Below are 21,361 nucleotides of genomic sequence, written 5' to 3'. Positions count from 1 at the left end.
TGCTCCCTGATTTTTGTCTCCTTCCCCCGTGCCATTAGGCTATGCCGGTTGGTTTATTCAGGTTCGTACCCTAACATAAAGGTAAAGCGGGTCGCATCGCGTAAGCGGCCTCCCTGAGTAATGCGGTCAAAGCCTACACCATAGTCAAATCCTAACAAGCCGAACATCGGCAGGAAGAAACGCATACCCACACCGGCACTTCTACGCAGGCGGAAAGGATCGTATGTTTTATAGTCATACCACCCATTGGCTGCTTCAAACCACACCATACCAAATATCGTGCTGCTTGGGTTGGTAGTGAAGGGATACCGCAATTCGAGGGTATATTTATTGAAAATGGTAAAGAACTGACTGGCGTTCTGCTGATCAGGATTGATCTTGGGATCAGAATATTCATACACGGGATAACCGCGATGTGCAATGATATCGTAACCCAGGATGAAGCTACCGTTTGCCAGACCGGCATCACCTACCTGGAAGCGTTCAAACGGTGAATAGTTCAGCTTGTTGCTGTAACGGCCCATAAAGCCATACTTGGCAGCTGCGCGCAATACAAACTGACGGCTTTTATCGGCCCCCATGGGACGACCGATCGGTATGAACCATTCGGCATTTAATCGCCATTTATGGAACTCAGGCAATTTATAACTGTCCTGGTCGGTAATATTCGGTCTGAATAATGAGTAGGGTGGCGTAAACTGTCCGCTCAGCAAAAAGTTAGAACCGCTGGTGGGGAAGATAGGGTTGGGACCGGCAGAGTTCCGGTTCAACGCAACCTTCACACTCAGGTTGTTGGATGTACCGTTGTTGAAATCAGCCGTGAATAAACGGTAATTCGTAAGCTTATACTGTGTATAGCTGATAGAATATACCAGGGTAAAGAAGTCATCGGGCCATTTCAACTGTTTACCCATTGAAATGCTGGCGCCGAAGTTCTTCAGCCTGTTCGTATCGCTGAAGAAATATCTTCCGCTGGCGTCGATACCGCCGGTACGGAATACGCTCTTATATAAGCTAAAGGTCAATGAATTCCTTTTCTTGCCACCTAACCAGGGCTCGGTGAACGAGAAGTTGTACGACTGATAAGCACGGCCGTTCGATTGCACACGCATGCTCAGTTTTTGTCCATCACCGGTAGGTAAAGGATCCCATGCCTTTTTGTTGAATATATTTTTAATAGAGAAGTTATTGAAGGAAACCCCCAGCGTACCGGTTAAACCGATACCACCACCCCAACCGGCGCTCAGCTCCAGCTGGTCAGAAGATTTTTCTTCAACCGTATAATGTATATCCACTGTTCCGTCTTCAGGATTGGGAACCGGGTTAATGCCGATCTTTTCCTGGTTAAAGAAATTCAGCTGCGCAATTTCACGCTGGGAACGGATCAGGTCCTGACGGCTGAACTTTTCCCCTGGCAGGGTACGCAACTCGCGACGGATAACATGCTCTTTTGTTTTTTCGTTGCCCGAAATGGTAACGTTCTTAATAGTAGCCTGCGGACCCTCCTGTAATCGGATCTCGAAATCGATGGTATCATTATATACCGCAGTTTCTACCGGCTCAATGCGGAAGAAGAGATAACCATCATCCATATACAGGCTGCTGATATCACCGCCTTCCTGCGACATTTGTTTACCCAGTTTTTTGTTCAGGATCTCCAGGTTATAAATATCTCCTTTGGAAATACCTAATAACATGGTAAGCACTGAATCGGAATATTTGGTATTTCCTTTCCAGGTAACGTTACCGAAATAATAACGATGCCCCTCATCTACTTTGATGTCCAGTTTCAGATTTCCCTTCTTATTATAATACTGGGTATCGCTAACGATGGCCGCGTCGCGGTAACCGAGGGAATTGTAATATTCCAGTACTTTCTCTTTATCTTCTTCGTATTTCTTGGCGTTGAATTTGGCCGAGCTGAACAATTTAAAGCGGAAATAAGGATCGAGGAATTCCTTGGTGCGGGTAAGCGACAAAAAGCCGGCCTGGCTCAGGTATTCCTTAAAAGAGGGTTGTTTAGTTTCACCGTATGAGCTGGAATCCCTGGTAGGAAACAACGTGATCTTGGTCATTTCCTTGGTACCCTTCAATTGCTTTTTCAGCCTTTGTTCTCTTACCTCGTTATTTCCAAAAAAGCTAACGTTGTCAATACGTACTTTATGCCCTTTTTCTACATACAGGTTCAATATAATAGAATTGGGTAAAGCAGGATCCTGCACTTCCTCAATACGAACCTGTGCACTTTGAAACCCTTTTTCGGTATAATATTTTTTAATGGCTTCCTCTGCTGTGCGCTTGGTGTTCTCGGTTACCACCCGGCCGGTGATGAGTCCTGTTTTAGGCTTTAGCTCATCCTGGTCGGCTTTACGTACACCTATAATATTGTATTTGGAAAGCGCAGGTCTTTCAAAAACCTGTATTTCTATATATAATTTGTTTCCTTCAAGTTTGGTAAAGTAGATCTGTGCATTGGAGAACAGGTGCTGGTTCCATAAATTATTAAGCGCCTTGCTGAAATTATCGCCCCCCGGTATCATTACTTTATCGCCCACATTGATGCCCGCAATGGAAATAAGCAGCTGTTGATCGTACCGTTTGGTACCGGTAACTGTAATACCACCTATAATATATTCTTTAGCAGATTTTGAGTTGAGAATATTCTCTAATTCCGGATCAATAGACGTAGGAACGGTATCGGTAACTACCTGGGCATGTAGTGAGCCGACTGTAAAACATGCAAATACCAGTAAAAAAATACCTAAAGTACGCGAACGCTGCATTCCGGGGAGTTTAAAGTGGAGCAAATTAAGGGGGATTTATTAAAAGGGTTTGTTAAAAAGAACACTAATCGACGGATTCATAAAATCTTCATGACCAATTCGTAATTATCCGTTTATTTGTTCCTTTTGTACCTGCTCACCGGTTTTTCCAAACCGTCTTTCACGCCTTTGAAAGTCGAGGATGGCTTCATACAGGTTCTCCTTCCGGAAGTCGGGCCAGCGAACATTAGTGAAATACAATTCTGCATAAGCTAATTGGTATAATAAAAAGTTACTGATGCGGTATTCCCCGCTGGTGCGAATCATTAATTCGGGATCAGGAAAATTACTGGTAGCCAGGTATTGTTGCAGGGTATTTTGGGTGATGGCCGCAGGATCGATCTTGCCGGCCTTTACATCTTCGGCAATATGCTGTACGGCCTGTACCAGTTCCCAACGGCTGCTGTAACTGAGGGCCATTACCAGGTTCAACCCCGTGTTCTGGCTGGTTATCTGCAGCGATTCGTTCAGTTCCTTTTGTGCATATTCGGGCAACATTTTTACATCGCCTATCACATGCAGTTTGATGTTGTTCTTATTCAGTGTTTCGGTTTCCTTGCGAATGGTTTCTACCAATAGTTCTATGAGGCCGGTAACCTCATATTGCGGGCGGTCCCAGTTCTCGGTAGAAAATGCGTACAGGGTAAGGTACTCAACACCCAGTTCGGCGCAACCCTCTACGATATTACGCACGCTTTCCACGCCATGAAAATGGCCATAGAGGCGGTCCTGCCCCTTTTCTTTTGCCCAGCGGCCATTCCCGTCCATAATAATTGCTATATGGCGAGGAAGTCGTTGAAGGTTAATTTGCTCCCTTAGGCTTTGCATACCCTTTTTTTGAAGGGCACAAAGGTACGAAAAACAAGTTTATGGTTTGTGGATTATGGTTTGTCGTTAAACGCCTGAATGCAAACAGCCCGAATGTTATTCGGGCTGTTTGTTTATTTCAATACTATATTTTGTAACTATCTGTCAATCAGTGGTTATATAATGCATGTACGGGCAACTGCACTTAAAGAACCATGAACTGAAAACAATAAACCATAACTAATTTGCAGTTGGACAACGATATGAAGTAAGGTTGAACGACAAAGTAAGTTCAGCCAGCACGTAGGCATCCCTTTGTCTGGAATAACCCCGTTGCCGGCCTTCGATGCCAATGATATCGCCCGTTTCGTAAGAACGGTCCTGTAATAACTGAGCTGCAGAGGGTGTGCCGTCGGGCAATGGCGGAAACTTATCAGAACCTACATAGGTCTTACTCACATCATCGAGGTAATCGGTAGTGGTATAGCGGTAAACCACTTCAAAGCCCAGGTTCATGCGCTCGTTCAGCGCATACTTTACGCCCACGCCAATGGGGAAACACATGGCCATCGTGTTGTAGGGCTTCCGGTCGGGATAAGCCGCGGTACCCTGGCCTTCTGTTCCGAGCGGACGCAGAAAATATTTATCGCCATTCAGGTAAGCAAACGGATCATAGCTGAAGATACCGGCGCCCAGCGTTATATATGGGGTCCAGTTATAATATGGATCTGCCGGAACAAATTTAAAGAAGTTGAAATCGCCCTGCAGTGTGAGCTCGAAGATATTGGAGTTGAAGCTCAGGTTGCGTCTGCGCTGATATTCATTTTGGGTGTTATAAATATCAGAATAGCCAATGCGGGCGTAATGTGCGGCTACACGTAATGCTGTATAGTTGCCGAATTGTTTACGAAAGAACACCCCGAAGGCAGGTTTAGGCCTGTTGAGTTTTGCTCTTGTATTGAGGTCGCCAAAATAATGCGCGGCTCCCGCTGATATCCCAAACTCACCTTGCTGAACAATACTTTCATATTGGGCAGTAACCTTTTGCACACATAGTACGGCATTAAACAGGAGTGCTGTTACAACCAATTTCTTCATAATTCGCAATTTAAACATTAAGAACCGGAATCACCGGTTATTTTCTTTTGTATTAAAAAGTCAATTCCTGGTATCCAAACCCCATGATAATTTGTTACGCAGGGTTTGCAAGAAATTATTTTCATTTAACCGTACGAGGCTCAGGGTAAAGGATTCGCGACGCACTGCCAGTTGTACTTTTTTATCTACGAGTTCTTTGCGCGAGTCGAGTGCGCAAATGAAATGATCGGTACGCCCTTCTATTTCAAATGAAATAATATTATCATCGGGCACTATAATGGGCCGAACATTCAGGTTATGTGGGGCTACGGGGGTAATAACGAAACTGGAGGATTCAGGAAAAACCACGGGACCATTACAGCTTAACGAATACCCGGTTGAACCGGTTGGTGTTGCTACGATCACGCCATCAGCCCAGTATGTATTTAAAAATTCACCATTGAGGTATGTGTGAATCTTTATCATGGGTGATGTATCCGTTTTATGAATAGCAAATTCATTTAATCCGTATGGAACATCGCCGAATAACGGTTTACTGGCATCCAAATGAATTAACGATCGCTTGTCGATTAGTATTGTGCGCTTGACCAGTGATTGTACCGCAATGTGCAATTCTTTACTGCCGATGCTGGCCAAAAAACCGAGCCGGCCAAAGTTGATCCCCAGGATCGGGATGTTCTTATTGCGAACCAGGGTAACAGTATCAAGCAAAGTACCATCGCCACCCAGGCTTATTAAAAAGTCGATGGCTTCTGTGAGGTCGCTCGAGTCGGAGAAAACGGTGGTCTTATCGGAAAAACGAACCGAGCTCTGGATCATCTCATAGAAAGGTTTGTATATAACCGGCTGAATATTCTCTTTGGCCAGCTCATCGAGCAATTGCTGCACTTTGACATACTGGTCATCATCAATAACCCGGCTATAAATAGCTACCTTCATACTATACGGTTAAAATTTACCTGTCGTTTAAAAATCGTTCTTAATGTGTAAAAATAATCCGTTTTGTCCTAATTGGTTGAAGCTGTAGTCGAGCCGCAGAATGAAGTCATAGAATGTAACGATATCTACCCCTGCACCATACGTATACAGTATGCGGTTCGTGAGGGAGTTCTGGGTAAAGTTCTTATTATAAGCATACCCTGCATCACCAAATACCCGGGCATAAACACGGAATGGGATCCGATCGTGCGATTTTGATTTTATATAGGTTGGTACACTGAACTTCAGGAACTGATGCCGGAAACTCTGCCGCGATAAAAAGCCGGCCGACCCATCGATTACATAATCTTCCAGCCCGCGCAGGTACATATCGCCGTAACCAAACATCCGCTGGTTTATATAAGGCTGGCTGAAGGGGAAGCGCAGGGTACCCAGCAACTGCCAGCTGAAGAAATCTTTTTTGCTCAATTGAAATCCTTTGGTGGCTTTTCCTACCACCTGCCACATGTTCATTTCCTTGTTAAACCCCCTTTTGGTGATGCTACCTTCCGCCAGCAAACCGGTAAGCGGGAAAGGCTTGTAATCGACATTCACATAACTTACGCTGTAGGATAATTCGGGGAAGCTGATCTGATTGCGCTGATAGCCGTAGTATTTAGGGTTCAACTCGTTTATCCGCGCGTCTACCGACTGATGGGTATACGACAAAGACACAGAATGCACGGTTCGCAAACCCGGACGGTAAGTATAATCAATATGGCCCGACCATTGTTTTATCCCGTCATTCAGGGAATCGACAAAGCGCTGCTGATTGTCGATCGTTGCATAATTGATCTCCCGGTTAAACGAATACGAAAAACCGAGCCGGTAACCATGTTTCAGGGTTTTATCGGCATAAGGCTGATCGTATTGAAATTGTATTTGCTGCGTATAGCCGGTGATCAGCCAGAGTTTTAGTTTGTCGTTCCTGCCGGTAAAGTTATTGTAGGTGAATTTAAATCCATAGTTAACGCGGTCGAGCCCATAGCCCTGTTTTGCCCATTCATTTAAATTACGGTCAACCGGTTTCAGGTAGGGAATGGGGAAAATGTACCAACGTTCTTTTACCTGTATGTTGATATCGACCACATAGCCCCGAAAGGCTTTCAAGGAAACGATCACTTCATTGAACAGTGTAGTGTTCATCAACTGCTGGCGTGAGATCTCGAATGCTTTTACCAGGTCGGGCAGGTAAATGGAGTCACCTGGCTTAAAGGGCAGCTCGCGGGTAATGATATAAGGCTTCGTTCTTTTATTTCCTTCAATTATTATTTCGCCTACAACAAAAGGTGTGGAGTAATTGTTACTATACTCTGATGTAACATAACTGGTGGATTGCAAAGAATCCACAGGGGAGGGTTGGGCATACACCAGTGCCATGCAACACAACATATTCGCTAATATGCAGTAAAATTTCTTTCCCATTCACATGCCCCGGCAAGCAGTTGCTTGTGTTTACAAAAATTTTAAAAAATAAAACTGGCCGATCCCGGATGTTGTGCTAAATATTCAGATAATTCATCAAGTGGTCGTAATTGTTCCGCAGTTCGTTCTCGTATAGCTCTTCCCCAAAATAATATTTCACATTGTACTCGTATCGTTGAAATGTAGCAACAATATCGGAAATCTCGAATTTATTGATTTTTATGGCTACAAAAAAGGAACTGGTGTTATTATCCCAATAACTATTTAACTGGGTTATTTGGGCATCATTGGTCTCAACCAGTTTGCTGAGTTCGGAAAATGAGAAATTCCGTTGTTCCATTTCCAGCACGATCAACCCGCCGGGCTCACTCGCTCCTGTGGTTTTGCCCAATTCTTTTAACAGGTCAATGGCGGCAATAGAGCCGATAAATTCATTTTCCTTGTCTACAACCGGTACCAGGGAAAGATTATAATCATTCAACATTTGTACCGCCTCAATAAAATGGGTATTGGCGTGTACGGCTACCTTTGAAAAGTGAGTATCAAGAGATTGGAGTGTTGCGCGTTCGTCGCTGTTCATCAGGTCGTCTTCAAATACCAGGCCAAGGTATTTTTCTTCTTTTACTACGGGCAGTTGCATAACATGGAACTCCGACATCAGGTCCATCGCCTGAATAACCGTATCACTCAAATTGAGTGTGGGAATCGTGCCTGATATTAATTCTTTGTTAAGCAACTGATCAGAGTTTACCTACCTAATATAGTGTTATACGATAAAAACCTGTAACCGGTTTGTACCAAAACCAAACCAAATAATTAATTCAATAGGTGTAACCCTTATTAAATTGCCAGGTAATTACCTTAACCAAATATAATCATTTATGACGACTGTAATTAGGCAACCGCTGCAGGCTCATTCAATTTTGTCAAAAATTTATGGAGTATCCGATTGAACTCATCAGGCACTTCCATCATCGGCGCATGTCCGCATTTGTCGATAAAATGCAGTTCGCTGTTTGGAATTAACCGATGAAACTCCCGGCCTACAAACGGCGGGGTAATGGCATCATTATTACCCCAGATCAATAACGTGGGTTGTTTGATTTGATTGATATCCTCGCCCAGATTATTGCGGATGGCGCTTTTCGCCAGTGCAATTATTTTTATGGCTTTCAAACGGTTATTTACAATTTCGTACACCTCATCTACCAGTTCTTTGGTAGCGATCTTGGGGTCGTAAAAGGTTAACTCCGTTTTCTTTTTTATATAGTCGTAATCACCGCGTTTGGGATAAGTGTCACCCATACCGTTCTCAAACAAACCAGAGCTGCCGGTCAAAATGAGCGATTTAATGCGCTCGGGTTGTTTCAGCACATGCAAAATCGCAACATGACCACCCAGCGAATTACCCAACAGGTGTACATTCTGAAAATCGTGGTATTCAATAAACTTATGTACAAACTTCTGCAGCCCTCCTACTGATGTATGCAAGAGGTCCATATCAAGCAATGGGAGAATGGGAACCACTACTTTATTATGGTTCTTGAAGTAATTGATCAAATCACCAAAGTTGCTGAGGGCACCGAATAATCCATGCAAAAGTATTAGCGGTTCGCCTTCGCCTTCTTCAATATACTTGAATTTATCCACTTGTTTGATCGTATAATTCATCAGCTATGTCTGTTCAAGTCAGTCAATTAATCGCTAAAATAAACGTTTTACTGCAAATAATCCATCCTTGCAGTTTTTCCAATTTCAATTTTAATGTAAGCTACTGATTTTTTCACGTTTTTGCAGCTCACGCCTTCCGCCTGGCCAGGCCGTCGAAAAACTCGCTTAGCTCAGTGAACATATTCTTAAAAGCAGGTATCAGTTTCCCAAAGCCATCTATCACCCAGGGGCCTAAGGGCTGTAACCAGGGCCAGGTAACCGAACTGGCCAAGGATTCATCACTGATAAGCTTTACTTTTTGCACAAAGAACAAGACTACACTGAGTGTAAACATATACAAAATAGTGTACAAAATAATCCCCCCTATTTTGTTTGCCCACCCCATCATAGCCATTTCAACCGTTGATTCCAGTAAGCTGGCTGCCCACCGCACCAAGATCACCACCCCTATAAAAACCACTGCAAATGAAATAAATGGCAACCACTTCGCAGATATATTAACGGAATCTTTTAAATAATCTGCTACAACAACTGATAATTTCATGGCAGCCGCTATGCCTGCAATAAACGCAAAAATGGAGAATACTGCAACAATAAGTCCACGCCGCAATCCTTTGATAACGGCCATAACCAGAAATATTAGAACTAATATATCTATGATCATAATTCTGATGTCTGAAGCCAGAAGTGTGATGTTTGAGGCTGAATCTAATGTCTGACTTCCAGGCCTTCAGCTTCCGGCCGCTGACTTCCGGCTTCCTGTATGCTGCTTCTACTTAGCCAGCAGTTCCTTCACAACCGCACTAATGGCCTTGCCATCGGCTTTACCTGCCAGTTGTTTCGTGGCTACGCCCATTACCTTACCCATATCAGCTGGTGAACTGGCGCCGGTTTGGGCAATAATGCCGACAACCGCAGCCTTCAGTTCCTCACCGCTTAACTGCCTGGGCAAGAATTTCTCGATCACCTCAATTTCTTCCTGCTCTTTTTGTGCCAGATCTGAACGGTTCTGCTGCTGATAGATCTCCAGTGAATCCTTGCGTTGTTTTACCAGCTTTTGCAATAATTTGATCTCCTCTTCTTCCTTGATCTCGCCGGCTGCCCCCTCTGATGTTTTGGCCAGCAGGATGGCGGCTTTAATGGCACGCAAACTACGCAACGCTTTTTCATCTTTGGCCAGCATAGCTGTTTTCAGCTCGGCCGTTATCTTTTGTTCTAAACTCATACAGCGGCTATTTGGGGTTATAATTTATTTTCCTTCAGTTGAATTTCGCGAAAACGGTTATAAAAATCCCTGGCAAAGTTCTTCATCATATCAACCAGTTCGGTTTGATGGGTAGCCCGGTTGAAGCTATCGGCCATGGTCATCATGGTTTGATAATAAAAATCAGCCATTTCGTCGACCATCATATCCTTCGTCCACAGGTCCATACGCAAAGCCGATTTATCGGCTGCATCCCAAAAAGCCAGCATCATGGCCCTGGCCTTCTGGGCCTGGTTGGCGGTGCTGTCGGTAGCTTTCCATAATATTTGATCAGGAATATTTTTTTCGTCCAGCGCTACATCAATAGTTATTGTGGATTGCCTCATTTTATTTTGATTATCAGTTTTTTATATTTTGAACCGCAAAAGTACACCGATTTTAATAGTTTTTGACGCCCGAATGGCTGGGGAGCCCGGCTAAATGCAAATTAAACCAGCCACAGGTGTCAAATGTTAAATCATATAACCGTTTTTAAAAATACGGGACTCTATTTTGTACCGGTTTAAAAAATATCGAACTAACCCGTTGGTAAATACAACATTATTCGATAATTTGGTGAAAATGCTCCAAGTTCTTCCAATTTTAAAAAAACCTTTCCCGTATTTTCCTGTATCTATGAATTGACTTGTAAGCTAATCTATCCAGTAAGGTTTCATTTGCAGCCAGAAAAATCTTTTTCACCATTAACATTTCAGGTGCTTATCTATTAAACCGGATAAATAATTTCTACCATTATCAATCCGTGCCTCTCCAACCCTTTACAAACGTTGGCGGCATGGCTAAATAATTAACCTGTGGAAAAACCAATCCTTTATAGAAAAGGCCTTAACAAAGGCCTTTTCTTTTTGTTAACTTACTTTGTTACTTTTGTTTACTTTATATTTATAGAATGAATAGTATTAAAGAAATGGAATATAACACTACCAGGAACCACCTGGTAATGCGTGAATATGGAAGGCATATTCAAAAAATGATCGAGTACCTGCTGACGATTGAAGACCAGGAAACCCGTCAACGCAATGCCTACGCGGTGATAGAACTGATGGGCTTTCTGAACCCTCACCTGAAAAATGTGGAAGATTTCAGACATAAACTATGGGATCACCTGTTCCTCATCTCTGATTTTAAACTGGCGGTTGATTCGCCCTATCCCATTCCCACAAGGGAGACCTTAAAATCAAGACCAGGACCGCTGCCCTATCCCAAGCGCTATCCCAAATTTTCTCACCTGGGCAAAAACCTTGAGCTGGTTATCAATAAAGCGTTGAAAGAAGACGTAAGCGAAAAAAGACAGGGCTTTGCCAACGCTATTGCCTATTATATGAAGCTGGCCTATAATAACTGGCATAAGGAAACAGTGCACGACGACGCCATTCAGGGCGAGCTCACCAATATTACAGATGGGCAGCTCACCTTTACCAATACGCCGTATGTACGGCAGCATCGCCCCAATGAAAGCCGTGAACGGGATCGTGACCGTGGTGGTTATGGCGATTACCGCAATAAAAGAGGCCAGAAATTCCAGGGCCGGGGCGGGCGCGATAACCGCGATGGCGGCGGCGGACGTGATAACCGCAACGACCGGGGCGGCAAGTTCAAAAAGAGATACAAATAAACAACGTAAGCCAGAAGTTCAATTGGGAGATCTTGGTTGTAGAATACAGAGAAGAAATTTTGAGATTTCGGGACGTTGAGATTTGTTTAAGCGCAGAACCTAAATGAAATCTCAAAATCGCTAAATCTCAAAACTAGAAATTTGAAATTCAGGGCTCCTGCCAGTAGGCGGGAAGACAGTAAAATAAAGAATAAATAAAACCCCGACAGTAAAAGCTATTGTCGGGGTTTTATATTTGCACCTTAATACTCCCAGGCCACCCCAGGGTAACAAAAACAAGCATAAGTATCTATGAATTCTTTTGAAGTCATCGGCGGCAAAAAATTAAAAGGTGAAATTGTTCCACAGGGCGCAAAGAATGAAGCACTGCAGATCATCAGTGCCGTATTGCTTTCACCCGAGAAAATTACCATAACCAATATACCCGACATCTTAGATGTAAACCTGCTTATTGAATTGCTGGGCGAAATGAATGTAAAGATCGAACGCCCGCAACGCGATACCTGCATCTTTCAGGCCGATGATGTGAACATAGATTACCTGCGCAGCGACGCCTATAAACAGAAAAGCGGTCGCCTGCGAGGCTCCGTTATGCTTGCCGGCCCCATGCTGGCCCGCTTCAGAAAAGCCTATATTCCCAAACCTGGTGGCGATAAAATAGGCCGCCGCCGGCTCGATACTCATATCATCGGATTCGAAAAACTGGGCGCCTCATTCAACTACCTGCCCGAAGACGGCTTTTTTGAACTGCAAGCGCCAAACCTGAAAGGCACTTACCTGATGCTCGATGAACCTTCGGTAACCGGAACCGCCAACATCATTATGGCTGCCGTCATGGCCAAAGGCACTACCACCATCTATAACGCCGCCTGCGAACCCTATATACAGCAGTTGTGCAAAATGCTTAACCGCATGGGTGCAAAGATCAGCGGTATCGGCAGCAACCTGCTCAACATAGAAGGCGTACAGTCATTACATGGAACCGAACACCGGATGTTGCCAGATATGATCGAGATCGGCTCTTTTATTGGACTGGCGGCGATGACGCAAAGCGATATAACCATCAAAAATGCCGGCATCGAACACCTTGGCATTATACCGGAAAAATTCAGGCAGCTGGGCATACAACTGCAATTTGAAGGCGACGATATTCATGTGCCCGCCCAGGAAGTATATGAAATTCAAACCTTCCTCGATGGTTCGGTGCTCACCATTTACGATCATCCATGGCCCGGTTTTACGCCAGACCTGCTGAGCATTGTGCTGGTTGTTGCCACCCAGGCCCGTGGCAGTGTGCTGATCCATCAAAAAATGTTCGAAAGCCGATTGTTCTTTGTAGATAAACTGATTGATATGGGCGCTCAGATCATTCTCTGCGATCCGCACCGCGCCGCCGTAATTGGCCTGGGCCGGGAACAAAACCTGCGGGGCATTCAAATGAGCAGCCCCGATATCAGGGCCGGGGTATCGCTGCTGATTGCCGCCCTCAGTGCCGACGGAAAAAGCGTGATCCAGAATATTGAACAGATAGACCGCGGTTACCAGTATATCGACAAACGCCTGCAACAGCTGGGAGCAGATATAAAACGAATATAAAAACCGGTGAAGTTTAAACGGACGGAGCCAACGGCCGCCGCAAACCACAAACCACAAACGACAAACCACAAACCGTTCATGTTTCAACCAAAAAATAAGATAATAATCATTACCGCTCCTTCCGGCGCGGGTAAAACCTCCATCACCCATTTCTTATTGAAGAAATTTCCGCAGCTGGCTTTTTCAATATCTGCGGCTACCCGTAAAAGACGCGAAAACGAAACAGAAGGGAAGGATTATTATTTTATGGCTGAAGAAGAATTTAACCAAAAGATCCAGCACAATGAGTTTGTAGAGTGGGAAATGGTGTATGAAGGCAAGAAATATGGAACACTGAAATCGGAGCTGGAACGCATTTGGAACAATCAACAGGTACCCGTACTGGACATTGATGTAAAAGGCGCCATTCACGTACAACAACAGTTCCCCGATACTACCCTGTCGATCTTTGTAGATCCCCCTTCTGTAGATGAATTGAAGCGCCGGTTGAGTTCCAGGGGTACCGAAACAGAAGAAAGCCTGCAGCAAAGGATCAATAAGGCCTCGTACGAAATATCGTTTAAACATCACTTTACGGCAATAATTCTGAACGACAACCTCGAGCGGGCCTGCCAGCAGGCGCAGCAAGTAGTTCAGCAGTTCCTTGAAAGCTGACCCTTTTTTTATATTTTCGTACCCGAACTATGGATTTTCTTACCATTATAGGCATTTGCATTGGCATAGCCTTTTTGTTGGTCGCCTATTTTGCTGGTATTGAGGTAGCTTTTACCTCAGCTAACCGGCTGAATATAGAATTGAAAAAGAAGCAGGGCGCCAGCAGTGGTATATTGTTATCCAACCTGTTCGACAATCCCTCCCGTTTTATAGGCACCAATGTAGTAGGATTCAGCTTTTTTCTCACCATCGTCATATTATTAGGGTCTGAGTTCTGGAATGAGGTTCTCAACTGGTACAAAATGGATTTTTCCAGTCGTTCATTCATAACCTTTTTCCGGCTGATCGTCGAGATCATTCTCTCCTGGCTAATAATCATCCTGTTGGGCGAGTGTATTCCCAAAGCCATTTTCAAGGCTAAAAGCGACTCCCTGCTTTCCTTTTCAGCCCGTATTGGCCTGCTGGGTTTGTTCGACTCCTTATTTTACTGGATAGCCGCCGCCTTCGTGAAGCTGTCGATCTTCATTTTGAATGTGATCTTTGACATGCGCATCGACAAACGCAAGGAACCTTTCTCGCGCAGCGACCTCGATCACTTTTTTCAGCAAACCAACGAGAATAACAGTGATAGCGCCGAAATGAACACGGAACTGTTCGAAAACGCCCTGTCATTACCTAAGATCAAGGTACGGGAGTGCCTGGTGCCCCGTAAAGAAATTGAAGCAATAGAGCTGAATATGACGGTGGAGGATGCCCGCAAAAAGTTTATTGCAACCAAGCTGAGCAAACTTATTGTATATGGTGGAAATATTGATCAGATACTCGGTTATATTCATCAGCTCGATCTGTTCAAACAACCTGACCATATCAAAGAGATCCTGCTGCCTATTCCGGCCATCCCCGAAAGTATGAGCGCCACCGACCTCATCAATAAATTTACCCGCGAACGCAAAAGTATTGCCTGGGTTGTTGATGAATTTGGCGGAACCGCCGGTATCGTTACCATGGAGGACCTGCTGGAAGAGATCTTTGGGGAAATCAAGGACGAATACGATGTGGAAGAGTTTGAAGAGAAAATGATCTCGGAAGATGAATATATTTTGTCGGGCCGCCTTGAGCTGGACTATCTTGTAGAAAAATACAAGCTCGAGTTCCCTGAAAACGATTCCGAGACCCTTTCGGGTTTTATCATTCACCAGCACGAAACCATCCCCCGGTTGAAAGAACGCATCATCATCGGCAATTATGAATTCGAGATCCTGAATGTGAGCGATACCCGTATTGAAATGGTCCGTCTCAAGATCCTCAAGTAATACGATCCAACAACGGCCGGCAAACAAAACAAGTCCGCCAGCTGCCTCCTGCAAACCGGGAATCTGCCCTCCGTTTATCTTAAATTTCACAAGTAAATCATTTCCAAGCACCCTGCCTTTCCACTGATCATTTCAGTCCCTTAACAAGCTTTCTGTTGATTCCAATTTGATAAGCCTTAAATTTGCCCCGCTTTTACTATTTTTCAGAACTTATGCGATCCTATGGCGATGACCTTTTTAGAAAGAAGGAGTAATGATAGCGAGATGACCTTTATCGATCATCTCGAGGAACTACGCTGGCACATCATGCGGTCTGTGCTGGCCATATTAGTGGCGGCAATAGTAATTTTTATCAATATCGACTGGGTATTTGATAATGTGGTAATGGGACCTGTACGCAATAATTTCGTGTCGTACCGGGTACTATGCGACTTCAGCCATTTCCTGCATATCGGAGATGCGCTTTGTATGCCCCCTATTCCACCCGGGTATAAATTACTGGGTAATACGGTTAGCGGACCCTTTATGTCGGCCATTCAAATTGGCATCATCGGCGGGTTCATATTTGCCTTTCCTTACATTTTCTGGGAGTTCTGGAAGTTCGTAAAACCGGCCTTATCACCCAAGGAATTGAAATACTCCCGCAACGCTATCTTCTTTGTTAGCCTCTGTTTCTTCCTGGGAGCCGCCTTTGGTTATTTTGTGCTGGGCCCCTTTACTTTTAATTTTCTGGCCAATTTTACCCTGGGTAAATCGCAGCTGTATGAATACAAACCTGCGCTGGGCGATTACATCGATAACCTGGTGAATATCATCCTGGGCTGCGGTATTGCGTTTGAACTGCCCGTGCTGTCTTATGTTTTGACAAAAGTGGGCTTAATTACACCGCAGTTCCTTAGCACCTACCGCAAATACGCCTATGTAGCGATCCTGATGATAGCGGCGATCATTACCCCTTCGCCTGACTGGACCAGCCAGATGATCGTATTTTTACCGCTGGTGTTCTTATATGAATTAAGCATCATCGTTTCTAAACGCGTGTACAAAAAGGAACAGGAAGAAGAGGATAACTGGCAATAAAAGCTATAGATAACCGTATAAATAGTTAATATAAACAATATATGTTCGATCTCTCAAAACCAATAGCTATCGGTAGCGATCATGCCGGATTTGAGTATAAAGAAGCTATTGTAAAATGGTTAACGGAAAAAGGCTATCAGGTTAGCGACAAAGGCGTTGATGTCAATAAATCGGTTGATTATCCCGATTATGCGCATCCCGTTGCCGAATCAGTTGAAAAAGGTGAAGCGGCATTTGGTATTTTACTATGCGGAAGCGCTAACGGGGTTTGTATCACCGCCAATAAACACCAGGGCATCCGGGCCGGTTTGTCGTTTGAAACAGAAGTAGCCAGGTTGATCCGCCAGCATAATGATGCCAACGTGATTTGTATTCCTGCCCGTTTTGTGTCGCTGGAATATGCCAAACAAATGCTGGAGATCTTTATCGCCACCCCATTTGAAGGCGGCCGTCACCAGACAAGGGTTAACAAAATAGCCTGCGTTTAGGCGATTTTGGATTTTGGGATTTTGAGATTTTGAGATTTTGCGATTTTGCGATTTTTGGAATTACGCAAGCTTAAGTCTTCGATAAATTTCTAAAAACGGCTCTGCTATTGCGGGGCCGTTTTTGCAAATGCCTTATCCCGCGCCACGTCAGTGTTATTTGCTATTTCGGCTATATTTGGCGAGTTTGCAGTACAAATAAAAAAGCCTCCCCGAGGGGAGGCCCCATTGACCAGTAAGTTATTTTACCAACCTAATACATAGGCGAAAATCAGCGGCGCTACAATGGTAGCGTCACTTTCCACGATGTATTTAGGGGTATTGATATCCAGTTTACCCCAGGTGATCTTTTCATTGGGAACCGCGCCGGAATACGAACCGTAGGATGTGGTAGAGTCGGAGATCTGGCAGAAATAGTTCCAGAAAGGAACATCATGCCATTCCAGGTCCTGGTACATCATTGGCACCACGCAGATGGGGAAATCACCGGCAATGCCACCCCCGATCTGGAAGAAGCCTACGCCCTTACCCGCACTGTTGTTCCGGTACCAGTCGGCCAGCCATACCATATACTCAATACCACTCTTCATGGTACTAGCCTTGATCTCATTTTTAATTACATAGGAAGCGAAAATATTACCCAGCGTGCTGTCTTCCCAGCCGCCCACCACAATGGGCAGGTTCTTTTCGGCAGCTGCGATCATCCAGCTGTCTTTCGTATTGATCTGGTAATTTTTTTCCATTACCTTACTCAATAAGAGTTTATACATGAACTCATGCGGAAAATAACGCTCACCATTGGCATCGGCATCTTTCCACAGTTTAACTATATTATGCTGAATACTGCGAAAAGCCTCTTCTTCTGGTATGCAGGTATCGGTAACGCGGTTCAAGCCCTGCTCCAGTAATTCCCATTCCTGCTGCGGGGTAAGGTCGCGGTAATTGGGAATACGTTTATAATGGTCATGAGCCACCAGGTTCATGATATCTTCCTCGAGGTTGGCGCCGGTGCAGCTGATAATATGCACTTTATCCTGACGGATCATTTCGGCCAATGAAACACCCAGTTCAGCCGTGCTCATAGCACCAGCCAGCGTAACCATCATTTTTCCACCTTCCAGTAAATGGGTTTCATATCCTTTAGCAGCATCTACCAGCGCAGCTGCATTGAAATGCCGGTAATGATGCTGTATGAATTGCGAAATGGGACCTTTGCTCATGGTAGTTTTTTTGTGGCGGCAAAGGTAGGGAATCAGGAATCAATTGGCAATAGACAAGGGACAATTGGCAAAAGGCAAACCGGGAACAGGTTACAGCTTATAAGGTTCGGCTTCACGGTCTGTAATTTAACCCTGGCCACAAACAGTCCTATATACCTGGAACTTGAATTCCAGGAAACTTAGGCCAAAAAACCGGCTACCAACAATTAAGGCCCCTGAAAAATCAGGAGCCTTTTCTTTCCAACTAAAACCAACTATAAGAAAAACCTTAGTTATCAACTTGTTTCTTTTCCTTTTTAAAAGTGTCCCAGCCGAAATTGCCATTCGACTTCAATATTACCTTGTGATCACTGTTCTCGAGGGTGAGGTAATACACATTCTCATTATTATTGGCTATTTCAAAAAGATCGGTGATCCAGTATTTACTGTAATTTTTCTTAACATCGGTAAGCAGATTCATGGGCAGCTGGCTGGAAAGTATATTACGGGTTACACCCAACAACTGGCCTTCCTGCGAATAATAGGCATACACAACCTGCTCATTCAATGTAAAAGTGACTTTTACGTAATCTTTTGCACTAACCCATTGCACATGCTGTGCACCAGCGAAATCTTTTTGGAATGACTTAAGGATTTTGTCACTTACTTCTTCATTACCGTTGGCAAATGCACTGCTGATGGCGGTTATAAAAATAAATACGCCTAGGAGAATTTTGTTTTTCATGATGCTAATGTTTGCTTTTGATTTAATTGATACCAGGCAATATGATGCATCCTGGCTATATGGACGCCAGCCCGGTTGATCTTAATTTTTTAAATTATTGTTTTAAGAGGTATGAATTATATGTAGCAGCTTTCCTACAATTGTTACAGGTACTGGAAGGATCTTTTTTAAATTATGTTTTCGGGGACTCATTTATTGAGCAACGGGGCTTACATGCTGCTATAAACGAAGCTAAAAACTTTTTCATGGCTATACTTTTTAAGTGACTAATGCTGTTGCTTTATTGATTAGTCGACACAAAAGTAAAAGAGGTTACACTTCGGCCACGAAAATTATGACTAATGGCGTGCATCGTTCAAACACATTAAACAAAACCGGATCACGATTGTTACAAACTTGAGCCAAACTGAAGCTGGCAAAGGGTTGTATGTGAAAGTTTAAAAAATTCATAAAACCAGGTTAACCGATCGTTAAAATGGAATTGTGGAAACGAGGCAGCCTGAAAATGCTGGATATTATTTGTTCTTTTTTCTGTTTTTTCTGCGTAAACCCGCCGTAAAACATTATATTGTCATACTAACAAATCATAGCCTTTGAACTACCTGGCGCACGCATATTTATCTTTCAACCAACCAGCCATTTTGGCCGGCAACCTGTTGGGTGATTTTGTAAAAGGAAAGCAGGTGAACCAGTTTCCGGATGATGTACGGAAGGGAATTTTACTGCACCGCGCCATTGATTCTTTTACTGATGAACATCCGGCTACAAGAGAGGCGAAGATCATCTTCAAACCATATTACCGTTTATATAGCGCTGCTTTTATTGACGTAAGCTATGATCATTTTCTGGCCAACGACTGGCAGCAATTTACCGACGATTCCTTACAGGAATTCTCTCAACAGGTATATCTGTCGCTGGATAAATACCGGGATGTATTTCCCGAACCTTTCAAGCAGGTATTCCCCTATATGAAGCAATATAACTGGCTCTATAATTATCGCAACCGGTCGGGCATAGAGCGCAGTTTTGCCGGCGTGGTACACCGGTCGCAATATTTAACAGATAGCCAAACAGCTTTTAAATTATTTGAAGACAATTATCACAAGCTGCAGCAGTACTATGCAGATTTCTTTCCCGCCCTGCATCGCTTCACCTTGAATACATTAGAAAAAATGTAAAGCAGGGGTTAAAATCTTTTAAAAACTTATTCACGCCGAAGGAATTTTTCTTTCCCGATCGTTTAATGAGTACAAAGTGTTAGCAGCGAATCCTGTTAACTTTTATTTTTGCCGATTAATTACAAACGCTTGCGCTGGAGGCCGGTGGCCATACAACGCATTACGTGTATGATGCCGTCTTACACCTAAAATATTACGAAGATGAAGCAGTTGGTGGTTTTGTTTATTGGATTAACCATGATCTCCGCAACCGTAGATGCCCAGTTCAAAGCGCCGGCATTGGACAAATCGCCGATGGACGTGAGTTATTTTCCGGTTAATTTTCCAATTTTAAAGATCCAGAATAAAGCCACAGAACCGTTGTTAGCGCGGGTTTTATACAGCAGGCCGCAAAAAAACGGCCGCAGCGTATTTGGCGACCTCATCGAATATGGACAGATCTGGCGGCTGGGCGCCAACGAATGCACTGAAATTGAACTGTATAAAGATGTAAAAATTGATAATGCCCGCCTTAAAAAGGGCAGGTACAGCCTGTATGCCATCCCCTATCAGGATAAATGGACGCTGATCTTTAACAGAGAAACCGATATTTGGGGCGCTTTTCAGTACGACGACAAAAAGGATGTGTTGCGCACGGAGGTAAAACTGGAAAAACAACAGGAACCCATCGAGGCCTTTACATTGCTTTTCGATAAAACCGATTCCGGAGCCAATATGATCATGGCCTGGGACAATGTAAAAGCCACTTTGCCGATCACCTTTATAAAATAACATCATGTTTCAAACCAGGCAGTTTTCCAAGCTTTGCTGTTTAGTATGGATTTTAGCTATTGTGGCGGGTTGTGATCAGCATGCTGGCTCAAGCGATAACACCGTAACCATTAACCCGAATGTAACTACCAATAAACCTGTTGAAAAGGATCCGCAGCCTGGATTGGATAAATCTCCCATGGATATGGCCTATTATCCGGTTGATTATCCCAAACTGAAAATGTCGGGCAGTGTAACCGAACCGCTGGTCGCCCGCGTTATTTACAGCAGGCCGCAAAAAAATCATCGTACTATATTTGGCGACATCATTCAATATGGTTCCCCCTGGCGCCTGGGCGCTAACGAAGCCTCAGAGATCGAATTCTTCAGGGATGTGGTGATCACTGAAAAAAAAGTACAGAAAGGCCGTTATGTTATCTATTGCATTCCCCAGCCAAATAACTGGACGGTTATACTGAACAGCGATCTGTACACCTGGGGCCTGAAGATCGACACTGCCAAAGACGAATATAAATTTACCATCCCGGTTGTAAAAACACGTTTCCCCTATGAGCTGTTTACCATGGAATTTGAAAAGGCCGATAAAGGCATGCAGTTGGTCATGGAATGGGACAGTGTAAGGGCAAATCTGCCTATCACCTGGTAAGAAATGCAGGATTT

The 21,361-nt window shown here is 44.0% G+C and carries 21 protein-coding genes; 9 read left to right on the top strand and 12 right to left on the bottom strand.

Features of this window, described 5'->3' with window-relative positions:
• Positions 1 to 53: 53 nt before the first annotated feature.
• The 10 genes from JT717_RS01435 to gldC form a co-directional block, all read right to left on the bottom strand.
• A complete protein-coding gene (locus JT717_RS01435; protein WP_205508397.1) occupies positions 54 to 2,783 on the bottom strand; it encodes a BamA/OMP85 family outer membrane protein in 2,730 nt (909 codons plus the stop codon).
• Positions 2,784 to 2,888: 105 nt separating this feature from the next.
• Positions 2,889 to 3,650, bottom strand: coding sequence for an undecaprenyl pyrophosphate synthase (gene uppS, locus JT717_RS01430; RefSeq protein WP_205508396.1), 762 nt, complete (start codon positions 3,648 to 3,650; stop codon positions 2,889 to 2,891).
• 219 nt (positions 3,651 to 3,869) lie between these two features.
• Entirely contained in the window at positions 3,870 to 4,727 is an 858-nt protein-coding gene (gene porG / locus JT717_RS01425; protein ID WP_205508395.1) for a type IX secretion system protein PorG, read from the bottom strand.
• A gap of 60 nt (positions 4,728 to 4,787) precedes the next feature.
• Positions 4,788 to 5,666, bottom strand: a complete 879-nt coding sequence (locus tag JT717_RS01420) for an NAD kinase (RefSeq protein ID WP_205508394.1) — start codon at positions 5,664 to 5,666, stop codon at positions 4,788 to 4,790.
• A gap of 27 nt (positions 5,667 to 5,693) precedes the next feature.
• Positions 5,694 to 7,085: a POTRA domain-containing protein gene (locus JT717_RS01415; RefSeq protein WP_205508393.1), complete on the bottom strand. Its 1,392-nt coding sequence runs from the start codon at positions 7,083 to 7,085 to the stop codon at positions 5,694 to 5,696.
• A 121-nt stretch (positions 7,086 to 7,206) separates the two neighbouring features.
• Entirely contained in the window at positions 7,207 to 7,866 is a 660-nt protein-coding gene (locus JT717_RS01410) for a CBS domain-containing protein (RefSeq protein ID WP_205508392.1), read from the bottom strand.
• A 158-nt stretch (positions 7,867 to 8,024) separates the two neighbouring features.
• Positions 8,025 to 8,801: an alpha/beta fold hydrolase gene (locus JT717_RS01405; RefSeq protein WP_205508390.1), complete on the bottom strand. Its 777-nt coding sequence runs from the start codon at positions 8,799 to 8,801 to the stop codon at positions 8,025 to 8,027.
• A gap of 127 nt (positions 8,802 to 8,928) precedes the next feature.
• Entirely contained in the window at positions 8,929 to 9,465 is a 537-nt protein-coding gene (locus JT717_RS01400; protein ID WP_205508388.1) for a CvpA family protein, read from the bottom strand.
• A 108-nt stretch (positions 9,466 to 9,573) separates the two neighbouring features.
• Entirely contained in the window at positions 9,574 to 10,026 is a 453-nt protein-coding gene (locus tag JT717_RS01395) for a GatB/YqeY domain-containing protein (RefSeq protein ID WP_205508385.1), read from the bottom strand.
• 17 nt (positions 10,027 to 10,043) lie between these two features.
• Positions 10,044 to 10,391 carry a gliding motility protein GldC gene (gldC, locus tag JT717_RS01390; RefSeq protein ID WP_205508384.1) on the bottom strand — a complete coding sequence of 116 codons (348 nt, stop codon included), beginning with the start codon at positions 10,389 to 10,391 and terminating at the stop codon, positions 10,044 to 10,046.
• A 563-nt stretch (positions 10,392 to 10,954) separates the two neighbouring features.
• On the opposite strand from gldC, the gene JT717_RS01385 reads away from it, so the two are divergent.
• The 6 genes from JT717_RS01385 to rpiB all read left to right on the top strand — a co-directional run bounded on the left by JT717_RS01385 (position 10,955) and on the right by rpiB (position 16,811).
• The gene (locus JT717_RS01385) at positions 10,955 to 11,680 is read left to right on the top strand and encodes a DUF4290 domain-containing protein (RefSeq protein ID WP_240347770.1); all 726 of its coding nucleotides are present in this window, start codon (positions 10,955 to 10,957) and stop codon (positions 11,678 to 11,680) included.
• Positions 11,681 to 11,971: 291 nt separating this feature from the next.
• Positions 11,972 to 13,276: a UDP-N-acetylglucosamine 1-carboxyvinyltransferase gene (gene murA / locus JT717_RS01380; protein ID WP_205508383.1), complete on the top strand. Its 1,305-nt coding sequence runs from the start codon at positions 11,972 to 11,974 to the stop codon at positions 13,274 to 13,276.
• Positions 13,277 to 13,354: 78 nt separating this feature from the next.
• On the top strand, positions 13,355 to 13,930 hold the full coding sequence (gene gmk, locus JT717_RS01375; RefSeq protein WP_205508382.1) for a guanylate kinase: 576 nt from the start codon (positions 13,355 to 13,357) through the stop codon (positions 13,928 to 13,930).
• 29 nt (positions 13,931 to 13,959) lie between these two features.
• Positions 13,960 to 15,243 (top strand): hemolysin family protein, encoded by a 1,284-nt coding sequence (locus tag JT717_RS01370; protein ID WP_205508378.1) that lies wholly within the window; start codon positions 13,960 to 13,962, stop codon positions 15,241 to 15,243.
• Positions 15,244 to 15,471: 228 nt separating this feature from the next.
• A complete protein-coding gene (gene tatC, locus JT717_RS01365; protein ID WP_240347769.1) occupies positions 15,472 to 16,323 on the top strand; it encodes a twin-arginine translocase subunit TatC in 852 nt (283 codons plus the stop codon).
• Positions 16,324 to 16,364: 41 nt separating this feature from the next.
• Positions 16,365 to 16,811, top strand: a complete 447-nt coding sequence (rpiB, locus tag JT717_RS01360; RefSeq protein ID WP_205508375.1) for a ribose 5-phosphate isomerase B — start codon at positions 16,365 to 16,367, stop codon at positions 16,809 to 16,811.
• 242 nt (positions 16,812 to 17,053) lie between these two features.
• Here rpiB and JT717_RS01355 read toward each other — a convergent pair whose 3' ends face one another.
• Both JT717_RS01355 and JT717_RS01350 read right to left on the bottom strand, forming a co-directional pair.
• On the bottom strand, positions 17,054 to 18,028 hold the full coding sequence (locus tag JT717_RS01355) for a deoxyhypusine synthase family protein (RefSeq protein WP_205508374.1): 975 nt from the start codon (positions 18,026 to 18,028) through the stop codon (positions 17,054 to 17,056).
• A gap of 268 nt (positions 18,029 to 18,296) precedes the next feature.
• A complete protein-coding gene (locus JT717_RS01350; protein ID WP_205508373.1) occupies positions 18,297 to 18,752 on the bottom strand; it encodes a hypothetical protein in 456 nt (151 codons plus the stop codon).
• A 593-nt stretch (positions 18,753 to 19,345) separates the two neighbouring features.
• Between JT717_RS01350 and JT717_RS01345 the strand changes: the two genes are divergently transcribed.
• The 3 genes from JT717_RS01345 to JT717_RS01335 all read left to right on the top strand — a co-directional run bounded on the left by JT717_RS01345 (position 19,346) and on the right by JT717_RS01335 (position 21,347).
• Positions 19,346 to 19,930, top strand: coding sequence for an acyl carrier protein phosphodiesterase (locus JT717_RS01345; protein ID WP_205508372.1), 585 nt, complete (start codon positions 19,346 to 19,348; stop codon positions 19,928 to 19,930).
• A gap of 201 nt (positions 19,931 to 20,131) precedes the next feature.
• A complete protein-coding gene (locus JT717_RS01340; protein WP_205508371.1) occupies positions 20,132 to 20,701 on the top strand; it encodes a DUF2911 domain-containing protein in 570 nt (189 codons plus the stop codon).
• A gap of 4 nt (positions 20,702 to 20,705) precedes the next feature.
• Positions 20,706 to 21,347, top strand: a complete 642-nt coding sequence (locus JT717_RS01335) for a DUF2911 domain-containing protein (RefSeq protein WP_205508370.1) — start codon at positions 20,706 to 20,708, stop codon at positions 21,345 to 21,347.
• Positions 21,348 to 21,361: the final 14 nt, after the last annotated feature.

This window comes from Longitalea arenae, from assembly GCF_016924755.1.
Classification (GTDB): domain Bacteria; phylum Bacteroidota; class Bacteroidia; order Chitinophagales; family Chitinophagaceae; genus Niastella; species Niastella arenae.
This window is presented reverse-complemented; position numbering and strand designations above follow the sequence as displayed.

Excerpts from the sequence above, each read along its gene's own strand:
- gmk (WP_205508382.1), top strand. The coding sequence starts at position 13,355 with ATGTTTCAACCAAAAAATAAGATAATAATCATTACCGCTCCTTCCGGC.
- rpiB (WP_205508375.1), top strand. The coding sequence starts at position 16,365 with ATGTTCGATCTCTCAAAACCAATAGCTATCGGTAGCGATCATGCCGGA.
- JT717_RS01350 (WP_205508373.1), bottom strand. The coding sequence starts at position 18,752 with ATGAAAAACAAAATTCTCCTAGGCGTATTTATTTTTATAACCGCCATC.
- JT717_RS01405 (WP_205508390.1), bottom strand. The coding sequence starts at position 8,801 with ATGAATTATACGATCAAACAAGTGGATAAATTCAAGTATATTGAAGAA.
- gldC (WP_205508384.1), bottom strand. The coding sequence starts at position 10,391 with ATGAGGCAATCCACAATAACTATTGATGTAGCGCTGGACGAAAAAAAT.
- JT717_RS01385 (WP_240347770.1), top strand. The coding sequence starts at position 10,955 with ATGAATAGTATTAAAGAAATGGAATATAACACTACCAGGAACCACCTG.
- JT717_RS01400 (WP_205508388.1), bottom strand. The coding sequence starts at position 9,465 with ATGATCATAGATATATTAGTTCTAATATTTCTGGTTATGGCCGTTATC.
- JT717_RS01395 (WP_205508385.1), bottom strand. The coding sequence starts at position 10,026 with ATGAGTTTAGAACAAAAGATAACGGCCGAGCTGAAAACAGCTATGCTG.
- JT717_RS01420 (WP_205508394.1), bottom strand. The coding sequence starts at position 5,666 with ATGAAGGTAGCTATTTATAGCCGGGTTATTGATGATGACCAGTATGTC.
- JT717_RS01340 (WP_205508371.1), top strand. The coding sequence starts at position 20,132 with ATGAAGCAGTTGGTGGTTTTGTTTATTGGATTAACCATGATCTCCGCA.
- JT717_RS01370 (WP_205508378.1), top strand. The coding sequence starts at position 13,960 with ATGGATTTTCTTACCATTATAGGCATTTGCATTGGCATAGCCTTTTTG.
- porG (WP_205508395.1), bottom strand. The coding sequence starts at position 4,727 with ATGAAGAAATTGGTTGTAACAGCACTCCTGTTTAATGCCGTACTATGT.
- JT717_RS01355 (WP_205508374.1), bottom strand. The coding sequence starts at position 18,028 with ATGAGCAAAGGTCCCATTTCGCAATTCATACAGCATCATTACCGGCAT.
- uppS (WP_205508396.1), bottom strand. The coding sequence starts at position 3,650 with ATGCAAAGCCTAAGGGAGCAAATTAACCTTCAACGACTTCCTCGCCAT.
- murA (WP_205508383.1), top strand. The coding sequence starts at position 11,972 with ATGAATTCTTTTGAAGTCATCGGCGGCAAAAAATTAAAAGGTGAAATT.
- JT717_RS01335 (WP_205508370.1), top strand. The coding sequence starts at position 20,706 with ATGTTTCAAACCAGGCAGTTTTCCAAGCTTTGCTGTTTAGTATGGATT.
- JT717_RS01415 (WP_205508393.1), bottom strand. The coding sequence starts at position 7,085 with ATGGCACTGGTGTATGCCCAACCCTCCCCTGTGGATTCTTTGCAATCC.
- JT717_RS01435 (WP_205508397.1), bottom strand. The coding sequence starts at position 2,783 with ATGCAGCGTTCGCGTACTTTAGGTATTTTTTTACTGGTATTTGCATGT.
- tatC (WP_240347769.1), top strand. The coding sequence starts at position 15,472 with ATGACCTTTTTAGAAAGAAGGAGTAATGATAGCGAGATGACCTTTATC.